Source organism: Hymenobacter sp. 5317J-9 (genome assembly GCF_022921075.1).
In the GTDB taxonomy this organism is placed as follows: Bacteria; Bacteroidota; Bacteroidia; order Cytophagales; family Hymenobacteraceae; genus Hymenobacter.
In genome coordinates, this window is record NZ_CP095050.1 from 5,102,060 (window position 1) to 5,118,591 (window position 16,532).

The window sequence follows — 16,532 nt, forward strand, 5'->3', positions numbered from 1 at the left end:
CATGGTTGATGTCACCATTCAGCACGACACCGTCGTGTTCACCGTGCAGGGTCTGCACAAAATCTGGGCTTTCAAAAGCTCGCTCACCATTCCGCGCAGCCACATTTCGGGCGTCCGGGCCGATGCGGAAGCAGGCAAAAACCTTAGCGGCTTCCGGGCGCTAGGCACTTACATGCCGTGGGTCATCAAAGCCGGCACCTTTTACCTGCACGGCGTGCCAGGTCTCAAACCTGCGTTTGTCGACGTGGTACATCCCGAAAACGTGGTGGTCATCGACCTGCAAGACGAAGAATACCAGCAGCTCATCATTGAAGTCGACGACCCCGCAGCCGTGGTGGCCCTGCTAACCACCAGCGCCTAGCCGCGCCCGGCCAATCGTAGCATGCTGCGCTGGAAAGACGTCCTCACCTACGCCAAATACGGCAACCCCGAACCGCCCCGCCGCGTCCGGCATCCGGAAACCGAATGGACCCGCTTGCTCACGCCCCTGCAGTATCAGGTGCTGCGCCAGCACGCCACCGAGCCGCCCTACCGCAACGTCTACTGCCGCAGCTACGCGCCCGGTCGCTACGCCTGCGCCGGCTGCGGCAGCCTCCTTTTCGAGGCAGAGGAGAAGTACCACGCCATTTCGGGCTGGCCCAGCTTCCGGCAGCCTGCGGCCCGCAGCGCCATTGCGTATTTCTTCGATGAGAGCTTCAGCATGCAGCGCATTGAGGCGCGCTGCAACGTGTGCGAAGGTCACTTAGGCCACGTTTTCGCCGATGGGCCCGAGCCAAGCGGGCTACGCTACTGCATGAATTCAGCCAGCTTGGTGAAGCTGGATGTTGCCACCGAGACAACGAATGAACCGGCGGGCTCGTCTGGCTAAGATGCGCGGCCGGCTATTGGCGGCCGGCTTTTGCCTTACGCTTCCTCTTTTTCATGGCCAAACCAGCCACTCCGGCTTCTGCCGCCGCTCCTGATTTCACCGGCTTCGTGCGCGTGCGCGGGGCCCGCGAGCACAACCTTAAAAACGTCGACGTCGACATTCCGCGCGATGCGCTGGTGGTGTTCACCGGCGTGTCGGGCTCCGGCAAATCGAGCCTGGCGTTTGGCACGCTCTACGCCGAGGCCCAGCGCCGCTACCTGGAGTCGGTGTCGCCCTACGCGCGGCGGCTGTTTCATCAGATGGCGGTGCCCGAGGTGACGGCCATTGAGGGGCTGCCGCCGGCCGTGGCCCTGCAGCAGCAGCGCGGCGCGCCCAGCACCCGCTCATCGGTGGGCTCGGTCACGACGCTTTCCAACCTGCTGCGGATGCTGTACTCGCGGGCCGGCGACTACCCGGCCGGGCAGGGCATCATCTACGCCGAGGCCTTTTCGCCCAATACGGCTGAGGGCGCCTGTCCTACCTGCCACGGCCTGGGCCGCGTGTACGAAGTGACCGAGCAGAGCATGGTGCCCGACCCCACGCTCACCATCCGCGAGCGGGCCATTGCGGCTTGGCCCCAGGCCTGGGGCGGCCAGAACCAGCGCGACATTCTGGTGAGCATGGGCTACGACGTGGACACCCCGTGGAAAGACTTGCCACGGAAGGAACGGGACTGGATACTCTTCACCGAGGAGCAGCCCGTGCTGCCCGTGTACCCCGGCTACTCGCCCGAGCAGACGCAGCGTGCCATCAAGCGCCGCGAGCCGCCGAACTACATGGGCACGTTCATGGGCGTGAAGAAGTACGTGTTGCACACCTTCGCCACCACCCAAAGCGCGCTCATGAAGAAGCGCGTGGCGCAATACATGCTGGGCTCCGACTGCCCCACCTGCCACGGCAAGCGCCTGCGCGTGGAGTCGCTGTCGGTGAAATTCGCCGGGCTGGACATCGCCGAAATGTCACGCTTGCCCCTGAAGCGGCTGGCGGCGCTACTGCAGCCCTTCGCCGAGGGCAAAGCTGGCAAGCAGAAGCACGACAAGGAGCACCCGGAGCAGGCCATCGTGTCCCGGCGCATTGCCGAAGATTTGGCGGCGCGCTTGGCCGTGCTACTCGATTTGGGCCTAGGGTATTTGTCGCTGGAACGCGGCACGCCCACGCTTTCGCCCGGCGAGTTGCAGCGGCTGCGGCTGGCCACGCAACTCTATTCCAACCTGTTTGGGGTAGTATACGTGCTCGATGAACCGTCAGCCGGCCTGCACCCGGCCGATACCGAAGCGCTGCTGAAAGCCCTTGCGGGCCTGAAAAGCGCGGGCAACTCGCTGTTCGTGGTGGAACATGATTTGGACGTCATCCGCCAAGCCGACTGGCTGGTGGACGTGGGCCCGGCCGCCGGCGAAAAGGGCGGCGAAATTCTCTACAGCGGCCCGCCCGAAGGGTTGAAAAGCATTGAAGCTTCGCAAACGCGCCAGTTTCTGTTCGACATTGCGGCCCTGCCCGAACAGTCGCCGCGCCGGCCCAACGGCTGGCTGAAGCTGGCCGGCGTGACGCGCAACAACCTCGAGAATCTGAGCGTGGAGTTTCCGCTGGGCGTGTTCACCGCGGTTACGGGCGTGTCGGGCTCGGGCAAGTCCAGCCTCGTGAGCCAGGTGCTGGTGGAGCTGGTGGCCGAAAGCCTGGGCCAGGCCATTGAGGCCGAGGAAGCAGAAACCGACCCACTGGCTGCCCCCGCGCCGGCCACGCTGGGCGGCCACATCGCCGCCGGGTTGGAAACCATCAAACGCCTGGTGCGCGTCGACCAGAAGCCCATCGGGCGCACGCCGCGCTCCAACATGGCCACGTACACCGGCTTGTTCGACCACGTCCGCAAGCTGTTCGCGGCCACGCCCGAGGCCCGCAAGCGCCGCTACGATGCCGGCCGCTTCAGCTTCAACGTGGCTAAAGGGCGCTGCGAAAACTGCTCGGGCGAGGGCTTTGTGATGGTGGAGCTGCTCTTCCTGCCCAGCGTGTACGCCCCTTGCCCCGTGTGCCACGGTGCGCGCTACAACGCCAAAACCCTGGAAGTACAGTACCGCGGCCGCAACATCGCCGAAGTGCTGGGCCTGACCGTGGACGACGCCTGGGAATTCTTCGCCGACGAGCCCGCCATCCACCGCGCCCTCACGGTGCTGCGCGAAGTGGGCCTGGGCTACCTGCGCCTCGGCCAGCCCGCCACTGAGCTTTCGGGCGGCGAGGCCCAGCGCATCAAGCTGGCCACCGAACTGCAGCGCATCGGGCGCGGCAACACACTCTACGTGCTCGACGAACCCACCACCGGCCTCCACCCATCCGACATCGAGAAACTGATGCTGCAGCTCGAAGGCCTGGTGGAAGCCGGCAACACAGTCATCGTGGTGGAGCACGACATGCGCGTGGTGGCCGGCTCCGATTGGGTTATTGACATCGGCCCCGGCGCCGGGGAAGAGGGCGGCCGCGTGGTGGCCGCCGGCCCGCCGCGCGAGGTGGCGAAGGTGCCGGGAAGCCGCACGGCGCCGTATTTAAAAGCGTTTCTGGCGGGGTAGGGGCACGTATTCGCGTCTCGGATTCGGCCGACATACTCGGATTCGGCTGACATAAAAACGTCATGCAGAGCGCAGCGAAGCATCTTGCGTGCCACCACTAATCAATTGATTTCTTCCCCACGCGAGATGCTTCGCTGCGCTCTGCATGACGTTCAAACACTTCTCTATGAACCCCAACGACGCTCTGCCCGCCAACCTCTTCCGCCGCCAGGACGAAACGCCCGACGCGGAGTTCTACCATCACCCGCGCTTCGTGACGCACATCGATGACCGCGCCATTGCGGCCGTTACGCAGCTGTACCGCGAGTACTTCCCGCCCAATGCGGACCTACTCGACCTGATGAGCAGCTGGGTGAGCCACCTGCCGGCCGAGGTGCCCTACCGCCGCGTGGTGGGCCTGGGCATGAATGCGGCCGAGCTCAAAGCCAACCCGCGCCTCGAATCCTACGTGGTGCAGGACCTCAATCAGCAGCCTAGCCTGCCTTTCGCCGATGAGGAATTTGATGGTGCCGCCATCTGCGTTTCCATCGACTACCTGACGCAGCCCGTGGAAGTATTGCGCGAATTAAGCCGCGTGCTGCGGCCCGAAGCCCCGCTGGTCATCACCTTTTCCAACCGCTGCTTTCCCAGCAAGGCCATTGCCGCCTGGCACTCGCTTGACGACCATGGGCACCTGGCGCTAGTGCAGCAATATTTAATCGCCGCCGACGGCTGGCACGCCATCGAGCTGCTCGACCGCAGCCCCTTGCCGCCCGGCCGCTCCGACCCGTTGTTTGCCGTAGTGGCCCGAAAAAAGGTAGCCTGAGTATGCTTTGGCAGCGTCGGGTAAGCTCCTAGCAGCCAGAAACAAAAAATTGCTGTCGGTCAGGATTTTCAGCTAGGATTATAGCAATTCGTCGCTCTACCTTTGGTTCGACGGATTGTCTGCCTTTCCCAAATCTTATTCCTCCGACGGCTTTATGCGTCTCATGTTTTTGCTGGCCGCAGTGGGCAGCATGCTGGCTACCCCGGCGTTGGCGCAACAGGCGCCTTATCTCCCCTTCTACTCCCCCGACACCTTGCAGGTGCACCAGCTGGCCGTCACGCACCGCACGGCCGTGCAGAAGTACCTCGTCACGCCCAAGTCGGTGAGCGGCGAGTACAAGGACCATTACAAGAAAATTGCGCAGGAGGCCTGCACCGATGTGTACAACACGGTGCGCTACTCGGCCCTGCTCGACCCCGTGCTGAACCCTTACGTGCAGCGCGTTTTTTCCCAGATTCAGAAGGCCAACCCGCAGCTGCCGCCCGTGCAGCTGGTGCTCAGCCGCAACCCCGAGCCCAACGCCCACGCCGTGGGCAACAGCACCGTGATGCTGAACGTGGGCCTGCTCGGCCGCCTCGAAAACGAAAGCCAGCTGGCCTACGTGCTGTGCCACGAGCTGGCGCACATCCAGGAGCAGCACATGGCCACCGGCCTGCGCGAGCAGCTCACCAAAATCCACAGCAAGCAGGTGCGCAAAGAGGTGAAGCGCATCGTGGCCGACGAGTACAACATCAGCTCGAAGCTGAAGGCGCTAGCCCTGGGCCTGACCCTGAACAGTACTTTCCACCACCGCAAATACGAAAAGCAGGCCGACTCGCTGGGCTACACCCTGCTCAAGCGCACCAGCTTCGATACCAAGCAGGCCTACCGCGTGCTGCAGCTGCTCGACCAGATTGACCAGCCCCTGACGCCGGAGCCGCTGGCGCTGGGACAGTTTTTTGGCTGCGCCAATTTCCCCTACCCGCTGGCCGAAGCGCCGGCCAAGCCCAAGTCCATTTTCACGGTGGCCGCGCCGGTGAAAACGGTGATGGAAACCTCCGACACCCTGAAAACCCACCCCGACTGCGCCAAGCGCATGCGCTACCTCAGCGAGCTGGCCCAAGGGCAAATCACCGACGGGCCCTCGGCCGTGGCACCGGAGTTTGCCCGCGTGGTGGCCCAGAGCCGCCTGGAGGCCGTGCAAAGCTGGTTCGACTACGACTGCTACGACCACGCCCTGTTCGAGGCGCTGCAGCTGCTGCGCCAGGACCCGCAAAACGCCTACCTGCGCTCGGTGGTGACGCTGAGCCTGTACGAGCTGCGCGAGCACCTGCTGAAGCACGACTTCTACGAGGTGGTGGGCAACGTGTCGAAGCACCACCATGAGAACTTCAACCAGCTGCTGACCACGCTTTACGCCTGGAAGGCCGACGACTACAAAGGCCTGCTGGCTTGCTTTGCCCAAAACGGCACCGCCCCGGCCGCGCCGGCCAACGAATACGCCCTAGCCGCCAGCTACGCCGCCGCCGCGCTGAGCGGTGAGCCCACGGCGGCCACTCTCAAGCAGCAATACCTGGCGCATTACCAGGACGGCAAATTCTCGAAGCTGCTGTTCCCAAAGCCGGTTACCTCTAAAAAGTCCATTCGTTAATTCTTCCGCTATTCACCACCCTTACCCCCATTTCCATGTTTGTTAAACGCACGCTGCTGGCGGCCTCGATGGCTGCGCTGGCAGCTCCGGCGGCTCTGCACGCCCAAACCCAAACCCTCGACGGCATCTCGCGCGTGTCGCGCACGGCCATTGAGCCGGTGTATGCCGGCAACGAGGTGAAAGGCTACGTGACCTACACCAAGGGCGACAAGGCCGACAAGAAAAACGACAACTTCCTGCTCGATTTCTACGACCAGGACCTCAACAAGGTGACCAACATCACCCTGCAGAAGCCCGCCGGCAAGTACTTCCTGCTGCGCAACGCCTTCAACGGCTCGGCCTTCGCCATGTACTACTACAACGCCAAGGACAAAACCCTGGAGCTGGAAACCTACGACACCAGCCTTAAGAAGCTGGGATTCAAGGCTATTGGCGAGTTGAACCGGGCCGATATGGCTGCCACCATGCAGTCGTTTGGCGCGCAGGGCAACGACGGCGACAGCGGCGGCGGGGGCATGTTTGGCTCGATGGGCCTGTTTCCGGTGCCCAACTACGGTTTCGTGCGCAACAGCTACGAGGGCACGATGAAGGGCTACAACCTGCAGATGTACGACGACAAGCTGACGCCGCGCTGGCGCATTGCCGCCGACCCCAAGGCCAAGTTCTACGAAACCATCAGCCTGACCCAGGCCGTGGACAAGTACATTCTGGGCACGGCGCTGCGGCGCGACGGCATGATGTCGAAGAAAATTAACCCCTACATGGTGGCCATTGAGGCGGCCACGGGCAAGAAAGTGTTCGAGATGCCGGTCGAAACCAGCACCACCGAGCAACTGTCGCTCAGCTCCTTCACCTTCGACCCGGTGAAGCGCGAGTTCATCGCCGTAGGCGAGTTTTACAAGCTGAACGACAAACCGTTTGTGAACAAAAGCCAGGGCTTTTTCATCAAGCGCTTTAGTGAAGCCGGCAAGCAGGTGGCCGTGACCAACTACGGCTGGCACAACCAGGTGGCCGCCGCCATGCCCGCCGAAGCCCGCCAGAGCCTCGAAGACGGCTTTGTGAACTACACGCACTCCATCGTGCGCGGCTCCAACGGCATGACCTACATCGTGGCCGAGCAGTACAAAGTAGTGGGCGACGGCCTCGGCATTGCCATGACCATGCTGGGCGGCAACTCTTCGGTGTCGAAGGGCAAAATCGCCAACATGCTGGTGTTTGCCCTCGACCCCGAGTACAAGCTGGCGCAAGTGAAATTCTTCCCCAAAGACCCCTCCGTGGCCTATGTGCCGCCGGGAGCCGGCCTCATGGGCACGGGTTTCCTGGGCATGTACTTCCGCCAGTCGGGCCAGTTCGACTACCAGTTCACCCAGAAAAACGACGCCAACTCGCAGTTCAACGTGGTGTACATCAACTACGACAAGGAGAAGGGCGAGGCCACCAAGAAGGTCATCGGCAACGTGGCCTTCGGCGACAACGGCCAGTTCAAAGTCGACAAGATTGACGGCACCAGCAACGCCACCGCCTCTTACCTGTACCCGGCCAAGCCCGGCTACGTGATGCTGGTGGATTACCTGAAAAAGGAAAAGAAGATGGGCATGAAGCTGGTGAAAATCAACATTTAACCCGCTACGTTTTCTGTTTGTGTGAAAAGGCCCGGCATCCGCCGGGCCTTTTTCGTTTAACTGCCCTACGCTCGGTTTCACTAGTTTTTAACCTCTCGTCTCCTTGACCAAACGCGATTTCGACGCCGTCGTGGTCGGCTCGGGCCCCAACGGACTGGCCGCCGCCATCACGCTGCAGCAGCAGGGCCTGTCGGTGCTGCTGCTGGAGGGCAAGGACACGGTGGGCGGCGGCCTGCGCACCGCCGAGCTCACGCTGCCCGGCTTCCGGCACGACATCTGTTCGGCGGTGCACCCGCTGGCGGCCGAGTCGCCGTTTTTTCGCACCCTGCCGCTGGCCGCTCACGGCCTGGAATTTATTTACCCACCGGTGGCCGCGGCCCACCCGTTTGCCAACGGCACGGCGGCCGCGCTGCACTCGTCATTGGCCGAAACGGCGGCACAATTCGGTGCCGATGCCGAGGCCTATAACCAGTTGATTGCGCCCGTGGTGCAGGACTGGCGGGAACTGGCACCGGCCATCCTGGGCCCTTTGCGGTTGCCAGCGCACCCGCTCGCCATGGCCCGCTTTGGCTTGAAAGGCCTGCTGCCGGCACAGCTGTTGGCCAACCGCTACTTCAATACGCCCGAGGCGCGCGGCCTGTGGGCGGGCATGGCGGCCCACGCGCAGCTGCCGCTGGGCAGCGTGACCACCTCGGCCATTGGACTGGTGCTGCTGGCGCTGGGGCACGTGGGCGGCTGGCCTGTGCCCAAAGGTGGCTCGCAGCAGATTGCAGCGGCCCTCACCTCCTACTTCACCTCGCTGGGCGGCCAAGTGGAAACGGGATTTTATGTGAAGTCGCTGCGCCAGCTGCCGGCGGCGCACGCGGTACTGCTCGACGTGACGCCCCGGCAGCTGCTGGCCATTGCGGGGCAGCAGCTGTCGTCGCTCTACAAGTGGCAATTGGCCCGCTACCGCTATGGCATGGGCGTCTTTAAAATTGACTGGGCCCTGGCCGAGCCTATTCCTTTCACCGCCTCCGAGTGCCGCCAGGCGGGCACGGTGCACCTCGGCAACACGCTGGAAGAAATCACCCACGCCGAGCAGCTTACCTGGGACGGGCACCACCCGGAAAAACCTTTCGTGCTGCTGGCCCAGCAAAGCCTGTTTGATGCTACGCGGGCGCCGGCGGGCCAACATACGGCCTGGGCCTATTGCCACGTGCCCCACGGCTCCACGCGCGACATGACCCAGGCCATCGAGCAGCAGGTGGAGCGGTTTGCGCCGGGCTTTCGGGAACGCATCCTGGCCCGCCACACCATGAGCCCCGCCCAGATGGAAGCTCACAACCCCAACTACGTGGGCGGCGACATCAACGGCGGTGTGCTCGACATTGGGCAGTTGTTTACGCGCCCCGTGCTCCGCTTCTCACCCTACCAGACCTCGGCCAAAGGCCTGTATCTCTGCTCCTCTTCGACTCCCCCGGCGGCGGTGTGCACGGCATGTGCGGCTACCACGCCGCCCGCCGGGCCCTGGCCGACGTTTTTAACATCCGCCTGGCCAGTAACTTGGTGGCATGAGACCTTCTTACATCTTCGCTCTTGGGGCCATGGCCCTGCTACTCTATCTGGCAATTCCCTACGGGTCACGGTTATTTTTTCCCCGCGTCGTCATCGGGTATGATACCGCAGTAGATGCACGCGTGACCGGGCACATGCAAAGCCGCCGCTTCCACAGCTTTTTCTTTAACAACCAGACCGACAACCAGTACGACGTAAGTGACTTCGTAGCAGCCACACCCGCCAACGCCGGGCCCGGAACTGACAGCGAAGACCAGCCCGACCTGGGCGAATACCTGAAACACGGCGACTACATCCACAAGGAAGCCCATTCAACTACCCTCACCGTGCGCCGCGGCAACAATGTGACCCGTTGGGTGTGCCCGCTACCGAAAAAATAAAGATGCTCCCTACGCGTAACCCGGAAAAGAAAAGAGGCCGTTTTCACTAGGAAAACGGCCTCTTCTTAGGTAGCGGGGACTGGACTCGAACCAGTGACCTTTGGGTTATGAGCCCAACGAGCTACCAACTGCTCCACCCCGCACTGTTTGGTTCTGCAAAAGTACGGGGATTTTCCGGGACGGCAATTATTTGCCTGATATTTCCTGGCCTGTGCCGGTAACCGCTTAGCGGACAGGAAATAATTTTTCGACGGCTAGTCGGGTTAGGCGCGGTCGCCGGTGGCCTTCACCAGGTTGATGCCGGCAAAAAAGAAGATGAGGCCCACCACAAACGGGACGATGGAGTTCATCTTGCTCAGGCCAATGCCGCCTACGCCCAGAAAAGCGAGGGCGCCAATGATGATGCCGATGATGCCCAACACGGTGAGAATGCTGCCAAAAGTGCGTTTCTGATTCATGGCTAAAGGTATTATACTGAAGAGGCGAAGGAGAACCCAGCCCAGCCGGGACTTGCGCCTCATACGCCAACCGCACGCAAATGGATAACGGCCCGTGCCGAATAGCCTCGGCGGTGCGCCGGCCGGGCTGCCAGATGCCAGCATAATCCCCCATCTTTGCTAGCGTATTTAGCATTGGTATTATGTCGTCTCAGCGCTCGCCTGCCCTTGGGTTCATTTTTATCACGCTGCTGATTGACGTCAGCGGGCTCGGCATCATCATTCCGGTGGTGCCTACGCTTATTCGGCAGCTTACGGGCGAGGGGCTGAGCCAGGCGGCGGTGTACTCGGGCTGGCTCACGTTTGCCTACGCCGGGGCGCAGTTCTGCTTTGCGCCGGTGATGGGTGGGCTCAGCGACAAGCTGGGGCGGCGGCCGGTGCTGCTGGCCGCGCTACTGGGCCTGGGGCTCGACTACATTTTTCTGAGCTTCGCTCCCACCCTGGGCTGGCTGTTTGTGGGCCGGGTGGTGGCGGGCATCACGGGGGCCAGCTTCACCACGGCCACGGCCTACATTGCCGACATCAGCACGCCCGAAAACCGGGCCCAGAACTTTGGCATGGTGGGCGTGGCGTTTGGGCTGGGCTTCATCATCGGGCCCACGGTGGGCGGGCTGCTGGCGGGCTTTGGCGCCCGCACGCCGTTTATGGTGGCGGCGGCGCTGAGCTTGTGCAACTTCCTGTACGGGCTGCTGGTGTTGCCCGAGTCGCTGGCGCCGGCCAAGCGCCGCGCGTTTGAGTGGGCCCGGGCCAACCCCGTGGCCTCGCTGCTGCGGCTGAAGCGCTACCCGGCAGTATTGGCCCTGGTGGCCTCGCTGGTGCTGATTTACCTGGCCGGTTCGTCGGTGCAGTCGGTGTGGACGTTTTACACCGAGCTCAAGTTTGGCTGGGGCGAGGGCATGGTGGGGATTTCGCTGGGCGTCATCGGCCTGTTTTCGGCCCTGGTGCAGGGCGGACTGGTGCGCGTGGCCATTCCGAAGCTGGGCGCGGCGCGGGCCATTGTGGTGGGGCTGCTGTGCTACACGGTGGGCTTTGTGCTGTTTGCCTTTGCCTGGCGCGGCTGGCTGATGCTGGCGTTTCTGGCGCCCTATTGCCTGGGCGGCATTGCGGGCCCAGCGCTGCAAAGCACCATTTCGGGCCAGGTGCCGGCCAACGAGCAGGGCGAGCTGCAGGGCGCCCTCACCAGCCTGATGAGCGTGACCGGCGTGGTGGGCCCGCTGCTGATGACGGGCTTGTTCCACTACTTCACCCGCGAAGATGCCCCGGTGCATTTTCCGGGGGCGCCGTTTGTGCTGGGCGCGGTGCTGGCCCTGGGCAGCGCGGCGCTGGCGCTGCGCTCGTTTCGGCGGCACCCGCCCGTGGAAGCGGGGACTCCGGCACCGGAAACCCTGGCGGCGCATTAGCGAGTATGTAGGCCGCAAGGCCGCCGCCCGCGTACTTTGCTTCCCGCCGCCCTTTCCGCCTATGACAACAGACACGCCCACTCCGCTCATCGAATTTCTGTACCGCGACGACCTCGACATCTTGGTGGGGCGCTGGGGCTACCAGCCGCACCCGCGCGAGCTGCCGGCCGTGTACCAGCAAATGACCGACGAGGCGTTGCGCCGCAACGCCCGCTTCTGGCTCCAGGACATTCGCCGCCGCACCCTCAACGACCCGGAAACCACCCTGTGGCTGCTCAACATCTTCTTCCCCGACATGGCGCGCCGGCTGGGTGGCCGGCTCTACATTGCCTACCTGGTGGGGCCAGCGCTGCACGAGTCCATTGTGAAACAGCCCGGCTACGTGCCGGCCGAAGCGTACGACGACAAGCCCTTTGCCACCTCCTTTTTCGGCGATGAGGGCGCGGCCATTCGTTGGCTCCAGATTCAGCAAACCGACAAGGTGCACTAGCCATCAGTCGGTTGTCCGGAATTCATTTTCTAATGAAAAAGCCTTTCCAGCGCCTGGAAGGGCTTTTTCATTTGCACCACAACATTTTTCAGCAGCAGACGTTTCACTATTACGAAATTTTCGTAGATTTACGACACAATCGTAATACTACTCCAACTCCTCGAATGGAACGCCTCACCCAACCCGAAGAAGACGCCCTGCGCGTGCTGTGGCCGCTGCCCGCTGGCGGATTTGTGAAAGACGTGCTCGACCAGCTGCCCGAGCCACGCCCGCCCTACACCACGCTGGCCAGCACCCTGCGCAACCTGGAGCGCAAAGGCTACGTGCGCGCCGAAAAGCTGGGCAATTCCTACCGCTTCGTGCCCGTGGTGACGGCCGACGACTACCAGCGCCGCTCCCTGGGCACGCTGGTGAAGCAGCACTTCCAGAACTCCTACAAGGAGCTGGTGTCGTTTTTCGCGCAGGACAACAAAATCAGCGCCGCAGAACTGCAGGAGATTATCAAGCTCATCGAAAGCAAGAAGGAGGACTAGCCATGCTCTCGCCCACCTTGCTATATCTGCTGAAGGCCAACGGCGCGCTGCTGCTTTTCGCGCTGGCCTATTTCGGGTTGCTGCGCCGGCTCACCTTCTTCACGCTGAACCGGTATTACCTGCTGTTTGCGCTGCTGTTTTCGGCGGTGTACCCGGCCCTGCCGGTGCCGGCGCTGCTGCCCCCGGTGGCGGCCGCCCCCGTGGCCGTGGTGCTGGTGGAGACAGCCGCCGGGCCCACCGGGGGCCTGACAACGCCCGCCCCCACCGACTGGAACGCCGTGGCGCTGGCCGTATATGGCGCCGGCGTGGCCCTGGGGCTGCTGCGGTTGCTGGTGCAGTTGCTGTCGCTGGCGCGGCTGCGGCGCCTTTCGCGGCCGGCGCTGGTGAGCGGCGTGGCGGTGCGGGTGCTGCCGGGCGAGGTCAGCCCCTTCTCCTTTGGGCCAACCATTTACCTGAACCCGGCGCAACACCCGGCACCCGAGCTGGCGGCCGTGCTGCGCCACGAGCAGGTGCACGTGCGCCACTGGCACACGCTGGACGTGCTGCTGGCTCACCTGGCCCAGGCCGGGGCCTGGTGCAACCCGGCGGCGTGGCTGCTGCGCCGCGCCCTGCTCGATAACCTCGAATTCCTGGCCGACCACGCCGCCCTGCAGTCGGGCCTCGACCGGCGCGCCTACCAATACAGCCTGCTGCGCCTGAGCCAGGCACAGCCGGGCCCGGCCCTCGTTTCGCATTTCACATTTCCAACCCTCAAAAACCGTGTTGCCATGATGAACACACCGCTTTCTTCGACCGGGCAGCTGGCCCGCTATTTTGTGGCCGGGCCGCTGGTGCTGGCTGCTGCCCTGGGCTTTTCGGGCGCGCGGGCGCAGGGCGCCGGGCCGGTGGTGCCAGTGGCGGCCCACGAAGCATCGGCTCAACCAGACCGGGAGCACGCCACCGACTACCACATCACCCACTACCTCGACGGCAAGGTGAGCTCCATAGAGGATGAACGTAAACTTGGTGCTGAAAATGTGGCATCTATGGTGGCATTAAAAGGCGAAGACGCCCGCAAAATCTCCGGCAACCCGCAGGACGAATACGTGATGGTGATGACCTCGAAGCAGAACCAGAACCGCCCCGATGTGCTTGCCTTCAACCAAAAAGTGGCCGCGGCCGAAGCCCGGGCCGCCTCTACACGCCCGGCGCCCGCGCCCGCGCCCGCCGCACGCCGCCGTCCGGCCGGGCAACCCTCGTCGGTTCGGACTGTGCAAGGGGTTCGCCTCGCGTCGGCGCCCGCGTCGAGCGCCGCGCCGGCGGCTTCGCAGCCCAGCGGACCGCCGCCGGTGTATTACGTAGACGGCAAGGTCACCCGCGACGGCTTGGCGAACGTCGCCCCCGACGCCATTGCCTCCGTCAACGTGTTCAAGGGCGAAAAAACGCGGGAGCTGGCGGGTAACGCGGGCGCGGCAGGCGTCGTGGTCATCACCACCAAGCAGCGCCAAGACGCGCCCGAAGTGCGCGCATTCAACGAGAAGCTGGGCATTGCGGCCTCACCGCCGGCTCCGGCCGCCAGTGTGCCCTACCTGGCTGCGCCAGCGCTGGCCTACATCACGCAGCACTACCCGGCCGCCCGCCTGCTGGGCGTGAGCGAAGTGAAGGCAGCCGACGCCACCCCCTTGCACTACCAGGCCAATATTGTGATGGGTCGCCGGCCGGCCTACCTGCTCTTCGACGCGCAGGGCCAGTTCATCTCGGAGTCATACACCAGCTACCTGAAATAACAGCCCCACCAGACGACGGGCATTATTTGTTCTTTGCGAAAGCCGCTTCCTTTACCGGAAGCGGCTTTTTAGTGTTTGCCGAGATGCAGCCCCGGCCGCAATTTGCTTTCTTTAGGAGCTTTTTGCATCAGTGTAACACTCCTTTTTGCGTCTATGAACAATCGATACGTTGTGGCCAGCACAGCCGCCCTGCTGGCCCTGGCCAGCTGCGCCGGCACCAAGCCTGCTACCGTGGCCACCGCCACGCCGCCCGCACCTGCCCCTACCACCGAAACCTATCCCAAAGGCGTGGGCCTCGACATGGCCGACCTCGACCGCTCGGTGAACCCCTGCGACGACTTCTTTCAGTTTTCGGGCGGCAACTGGCTGCGCAACAACCCCGTGCCGAGCTACGCCAGCAGCTGGGGGCCGCGCAACCTGCTCGGCAACCGCACGCAGGACTTGCTGCGCAAGATTCTGGAAGACGCGGCGGCCAACCGCAGCGCCCCGCCCGGCTCGAACCTGCAAAAGGTGGGGGACTTCTACGCCGCCGCCATGGACACGGCCGCCATCGACCGGGCCGGCCTCGCGCCGCTGAAGCCGGAGCTGGACCGCGTGGCCGCCGTGCGCGACGCCGCCGCGCTGCGCGCCGAACTCATCCATTTGCAGGACCTGGGCCTTGGCGTGCTGTTCCGCATCGGGGTGGACGTGGACGAGAAAAACACCTCGCAATACGCCGTGCAGATGAACCAGGGCGGCCTCACGCTGCCCAACCGGGAGTTTTACTTCAAAACCGACGCCCGCACCGAGAAGGTGAAAACGGCTTACCGCACCTACATGCAGGAGCTGTTTCGCCTGCAGGGCGCGGCGCCTGCAGTGGCCCAGCTCGACGCGGCCGTGGTGGAGCGCATCGAAACGCGCCTGGCCAAGGCCTCGCGCACGCCCGTGGAGCTGCGCGACCCGCAGGCCAACTACAACAAGATGACCGTGGCCGCCGCCCAGAAGCGCTACCCGGCGCTCGACCCCAAGAGCCTGCTGGCGGGCCTGCAGCTGGGCAAGGCGCAGGAAATCATCGTTGGGCAGCCGGCGTTTTTTGACGAGGTAAACGCCGTGCTGAAAACTGAGAGCGTGCCCGACCTCAAAACCTACCTGCGCTGGCACCTGCTGCGCAGCGCGGCCGCGGCCCTGCCCGCGCCGTTTGCCGATGCTTCTTTCCGCTACAACCAAGCCCTGACCGGCGCCAAGCAGCAGGCTTCGCGCTGGAAGCGCATGCAGGCCGTGACCGACCAGACCCTGGGCGAGGCCTTCGGGCAGCTCTACGTCGACCAGGCCTTCAGCCCCGAAGCCAAGGCCAAGGCCCTGGAAATGGTGAACAACATCAAGGCCAGCATGGCTGAGCACATCCAGACCAACACCTGGATGAGCGCGCCCACCAAGGCCGAAGCCTTGAAAAAGCTGAACGCCCTGCGCGTGAAAATCGGCTACCCCGACGTGTGGAAGGACTATTCGACGCTGCAAATCAGCCGCGAGAGCTACCTCAAAAACGTGCTGGCCGCCCGCCAGTGGGAGCGCCGCCGCGAGGCCGCCCACCTGGGCCAGCCCATCGACCGCAACGAGTGGGGCATGACGCCGCCCACCATCAACGCCTACTACAACCCGCCGATGAACGAAATCGTGTTTCCGGCGGGCTACCTGCAGCCGCCCTTCTTCGACCCCAAGGCCGACGACGCCATCAACTACGGCGCCATTGGCGGGGTGATGGGCCACGAAATGACCCACGGCTTCGACGACCAGGGCCGCCAGTACGACTCCGAAGGCAACCTGCGCGACTGGTGGACGCCGGCCGACGCGGCCGAGTTCACGAAGCGCGCCGCCGTGGTTGGCCGCCAATACGACGCCTTCTCGCCGCTCGATTCGGTGCACGTGAACGGCCAGCTGACCATGGGCGAAAACCTGGCCGATTTCGCCGGCCTCACGGTGGTGTATGGCGCCCTGCAGAAGCAATTGCAGCAGCGCTACGGCAACGGCCCACGCCCGAAGTACGATGGCTTCACGCCCGAGCAGCGCTACTTCCTGAGCTGGGCCCAACTGCGCCGCACCAACATTCGCCCCGAAGCCCTGCGCCAGCAAATTGCCACCGACCCGCACTCGCCCGGCCAATACCGCACCATCGGCCCGCTGATGAACATGCCGCAGTTCCAGGCCGCCTTCGGGTGCAAGGAGGGTGATAAGATGATACGCCCGGCCGCCCAGCGCGCCGTGATTTGGTAATAGCCAGTAGCGCGGACTTTGCAGTCCGCGTCCCCGCGTCACTTTCAATCCTCAAAGAAGCCCCGGTGCCCGCACATCGGGGCTTCTTTATGCGCCTATATTTAAGCCGGCATTCTACCCATGGTATCCCTTTTCAC

General features: G+C 63.8%; 13 protein-coding genes, 1 tRNA gene and 1 pseudogene. 13 read left to right on the top strand and 2 right to left on the bottom strand.

The annotated features are described in order from the left end of the window. Window position 1: 1 nt before the first annotated feature. The 8 genes and pseudogenes from MUN81_RS21365 (at window position 2) to MUN81_RS21400 (ending at window position 9,459) form a co-directional block, all read left to right on the top strand. Window positions 2-361 carry a hypothetical protein gene (locus MUN81_RS21365; RefSeq protein WP_245114125.1) on the top strand — a complete coding sequence of 120 codons (360 nt, stop codon included), beginning with the start codon at window positions 2-4 and terminating at the stop codon, window positions 359-361. A gap of 21 nt (window positions 362-382) precedes the next feature. Further along, entirely contained in the window at window positions 383-868 is a 486-nt protein-coding gene (gene msrB, locus MUN81_RS21370; RefSeq protein WP_245114127.1) for a peptide-methionine (R)-S-oxide reductase MsrB, read from the top strand. Window positions 869-921: 53 nt separating this feature from the next. Continuing rightward, window positions 922-3,465, top strand: coding sequence for an excinuclease ABC subunit UvrA (gene uvrA / locus MUN81_RS21375; protein WP_245114128.1), 2,544 nt, complete (start codon window positions 922-924; stop codon window positions 3,463-3,465). Between the two features lie 166 nt (window positions 3,466-3,631). After that, window positions 3,632-4,270, top strand: a complete 639-nt coding sequence (locus MUN81_RS21380; protein ID WP_245114130.1) for a methyltransferase domain-containing protein — start codon at window positions 3,632-3,634, stop codon at window positions 4,268-4,270. A gap of 154 nt (window positions 4,271-4,424) precedes the next feature. Next, on the top strand, window positions 4,425-5,900 hold the full coding sequence (locus MUN81_RS21385; RefSeq protein WP_245114131.1) for a M48 family metallopeptidase: 1,476 nt from the start codon (window positions 4,425-4,427) through the stop codon (window positions 5,898-5,900). Between the two features lie 35 nt (window positions 5,901-5,935). Continuing rightward, window positions 5,936-7,522 carry a DUF6770 family protein gene (locus tag MUN81_RS21390; protein WP_245114132.1) on the top strand — a complete coding sequence of 529 codons (1,587 nt, stop codon included), beginning with the start codon at window positions 5,936-5,938 and terminating at the stop codon, window positions 7,520-7,522. Between the two features lie 103 nt (window positions 7,523-7,625). Then, window positions 7,626-9,079: pseudogene (locus tag MUN81_RS21395) on the top strand (NAD(P)/FAD-dependent oxidoreductase). 29 nt (window positions 9,080-9,108) lie between these two features. Further along, window positions 9,109-9,459, top strand: coding sequence for a hypothetical protein (locus MUN81_RS21400; RefSeq protein ID WP_245114133.1), 351 nt, complete (start codon window positions 9,109-9,111; stop codon window positions 9,457-9,459). Window positions 9,460-9,529: 70 nt separating this feature from the next. On the opposite strand, the gene MUN81_RS21405 is transcribed toward MUN81_RS21400, so the two are convergent. Both MUN81_RS21405 and MUN81_RS21410 read right to left on the bottom strand, forming a co-directional pair. Then, window positions 9,530-9,602, bottom strand: a tRNA-Met gene (locus MUN81_RS21405). 120 nt (window positions 9,603-9,722) lie between these two features. Further along, window positions 9,723-9,917 (bottom strand): hypothetical protein, encoded by a 195-nt coding sequence (locus MUN81_RS21410; RefSeq protein WP_245114134.1) that lies wholly within the window; start codon window positions 9,915-9,917, stop codon window positions 9,723-9,725. 182 nt (window positions 9,918-10,099) lie between these two features. On the opposite strand from MUN81_RS21410, the gene MUN81_RS21415 reads away from it, so the two are divergent. The 5 genes from MUN81_RS21415 (at window position 10,100) to MUN81_RS21435 (ending at window position 16,395) form a co-directional block, all read left to right on the top strand. Continuing rightward, window positions 10,100-11,356: a TCR/Tet family MFS transporter gene (locus tag MUN81_RS21415; RefSeq protein WP_245114136.1), complete on the top strand. Its 1,257-nt coding sequence runs from the start codon at window positions 10,100-10,102 to the stop codon at window positions 11,354-11,356. Between the two features lie 61 nt (window positions 11,357-11,417). Beyond that, window positions 11,418-11,846: a hypothetical protein gene (locus MUN81_RS21420; RefSeq protein ID WP_245114137.1), complete on the top strand. Its 429-nt coding sequence runs from the start codon at window positions 11,418-11,420 to the stop codon at window positions 11,844-11,846. Window positions 11,847-12,010: 164 nt separating this feature from the next. Next, window positions 12,011-12,379 carry a BlaI/MecI/CopY family transcriptional regulator gene (locus tag MUN81_RS21425; RefSeq protein ID WP_196287000.1) on the top strand — a complete coding sequence of 123 codons (369 nt, stop codon included), beginning with the start codon at window positions 12,011-12,013 and terminating at the stop codon, window positions 12,377-12,379. Window positions 12,380-12,381: 2 nt separating this feature from the next. Then, window positions 12,382-14,145, top strand: coding sequence for a M56 family metallopeptidase (locus tag MUN81_RS21430; protein WP_245114138.1), 1,764 nt, complete (start codon window positions 12,382-12,384; stop codon window positions 14,143-14,145). Window positions 14,146-14,298: 153 nt separating this feature from the next. Then, window positions 14,299-16,395, top strand: a complete 2,097-nt coding sequence (locus MUN81_RS21435; RefSeq protein ID WP_245114139.1) for a M13 family metallopeptidase — start codon at window positions 14,299-14,301, stop codon at window positions 16,393-16,395. Window positions 16,396-16,532: the final 137 nt, after the last annotated feature.

Coding starts and splice junctions, on each gene's coding strand:
- uvrA (WP_245114128.1), top strand. CDS start 922: ATGGCCAAACCAGCCACTCCGGCTTCTGCCGCCGCTCCTGATTTCACC.
- MUN81_RS21415 (WP_245114136.1), top strand. CDS start 10,100: ATGTCGTCTCAGCGCTCGCCTGCCCTTGGGTTCATTTTTATCACGCTG.
- MUN81_RS21365 (WP_245114125.1), top strand. CDS start 2: ATGGTTGATGTCACCATTCAGCACGACACCGTCGTGTTCACCGTGCAG.
- MUN81_RS21410 (WP_245114134.1), bottom strand. CDS start 9,917: ATGAATCAGAAACGCACTTTTGGCAGCATTCTCACCGTGTTGGGCATC.
- MUN81_RS21435 (WP_245114139.1), top strand. CDS start 14,299: ATGAACAATCGATACGTTGTGGCCAGCACAGCCGCCCTGCTGGCCCTG.
- MUN81_RS21425 (WP_196287000.1), top strand. CDS start 12,011: ATGGAACGCCTCACCCAACCCGAAGAAGACGCCCTGCGCGTGCTGTGG.
- MUN81_RS21430 (WP_245114138.1), top strand. CDS start 12,382: ATGCTCTCGCCCACCTTGCTATATCTGCTGAAGGCCAACGGCGCGCTG.
- MUN81_RS21420 (WP_245114137.1), top strand. CDS start 11,418: ATGACAACAGACACGCCCACTCCGCTCATCGAATTTCTGTACCGCGAC.
- MUN81_RS21385 (WP_245114131.1), top strand. CDS start 4,425: ATGCGTCTCATGTTTTTGCTGGCCGCAGTGGGCAGCATGCTGGCTACC.
- msrB (WP_245114127.1), top strand. CDS start 383: ATGCTGCGCTGGAAAGACGTCCTCACCTACGCCAAATACGGCAACCCC.
- MUN81_RS21400 (WP_245114133.1), top strand. CDS start 9,109: ATGGCCCTGCTACTCTATCTGGCAATTCCCTACGGGTCACGGTTATTT.
- MUN81_RS21380 (WP_245114130.1), top strand. CDS start 3,632: ATGAACCCCAACGACGCTCTGCCCGCCAACCTCTTCCGCCGCCAGGAC.
- MUN81_RS21390 (WP_245114132.1), top strand. CDS start 5,936: ATGTTTGTTAAACGCACGCTGCTGGCGGCCTCGATGGCTGCGCTGGCA.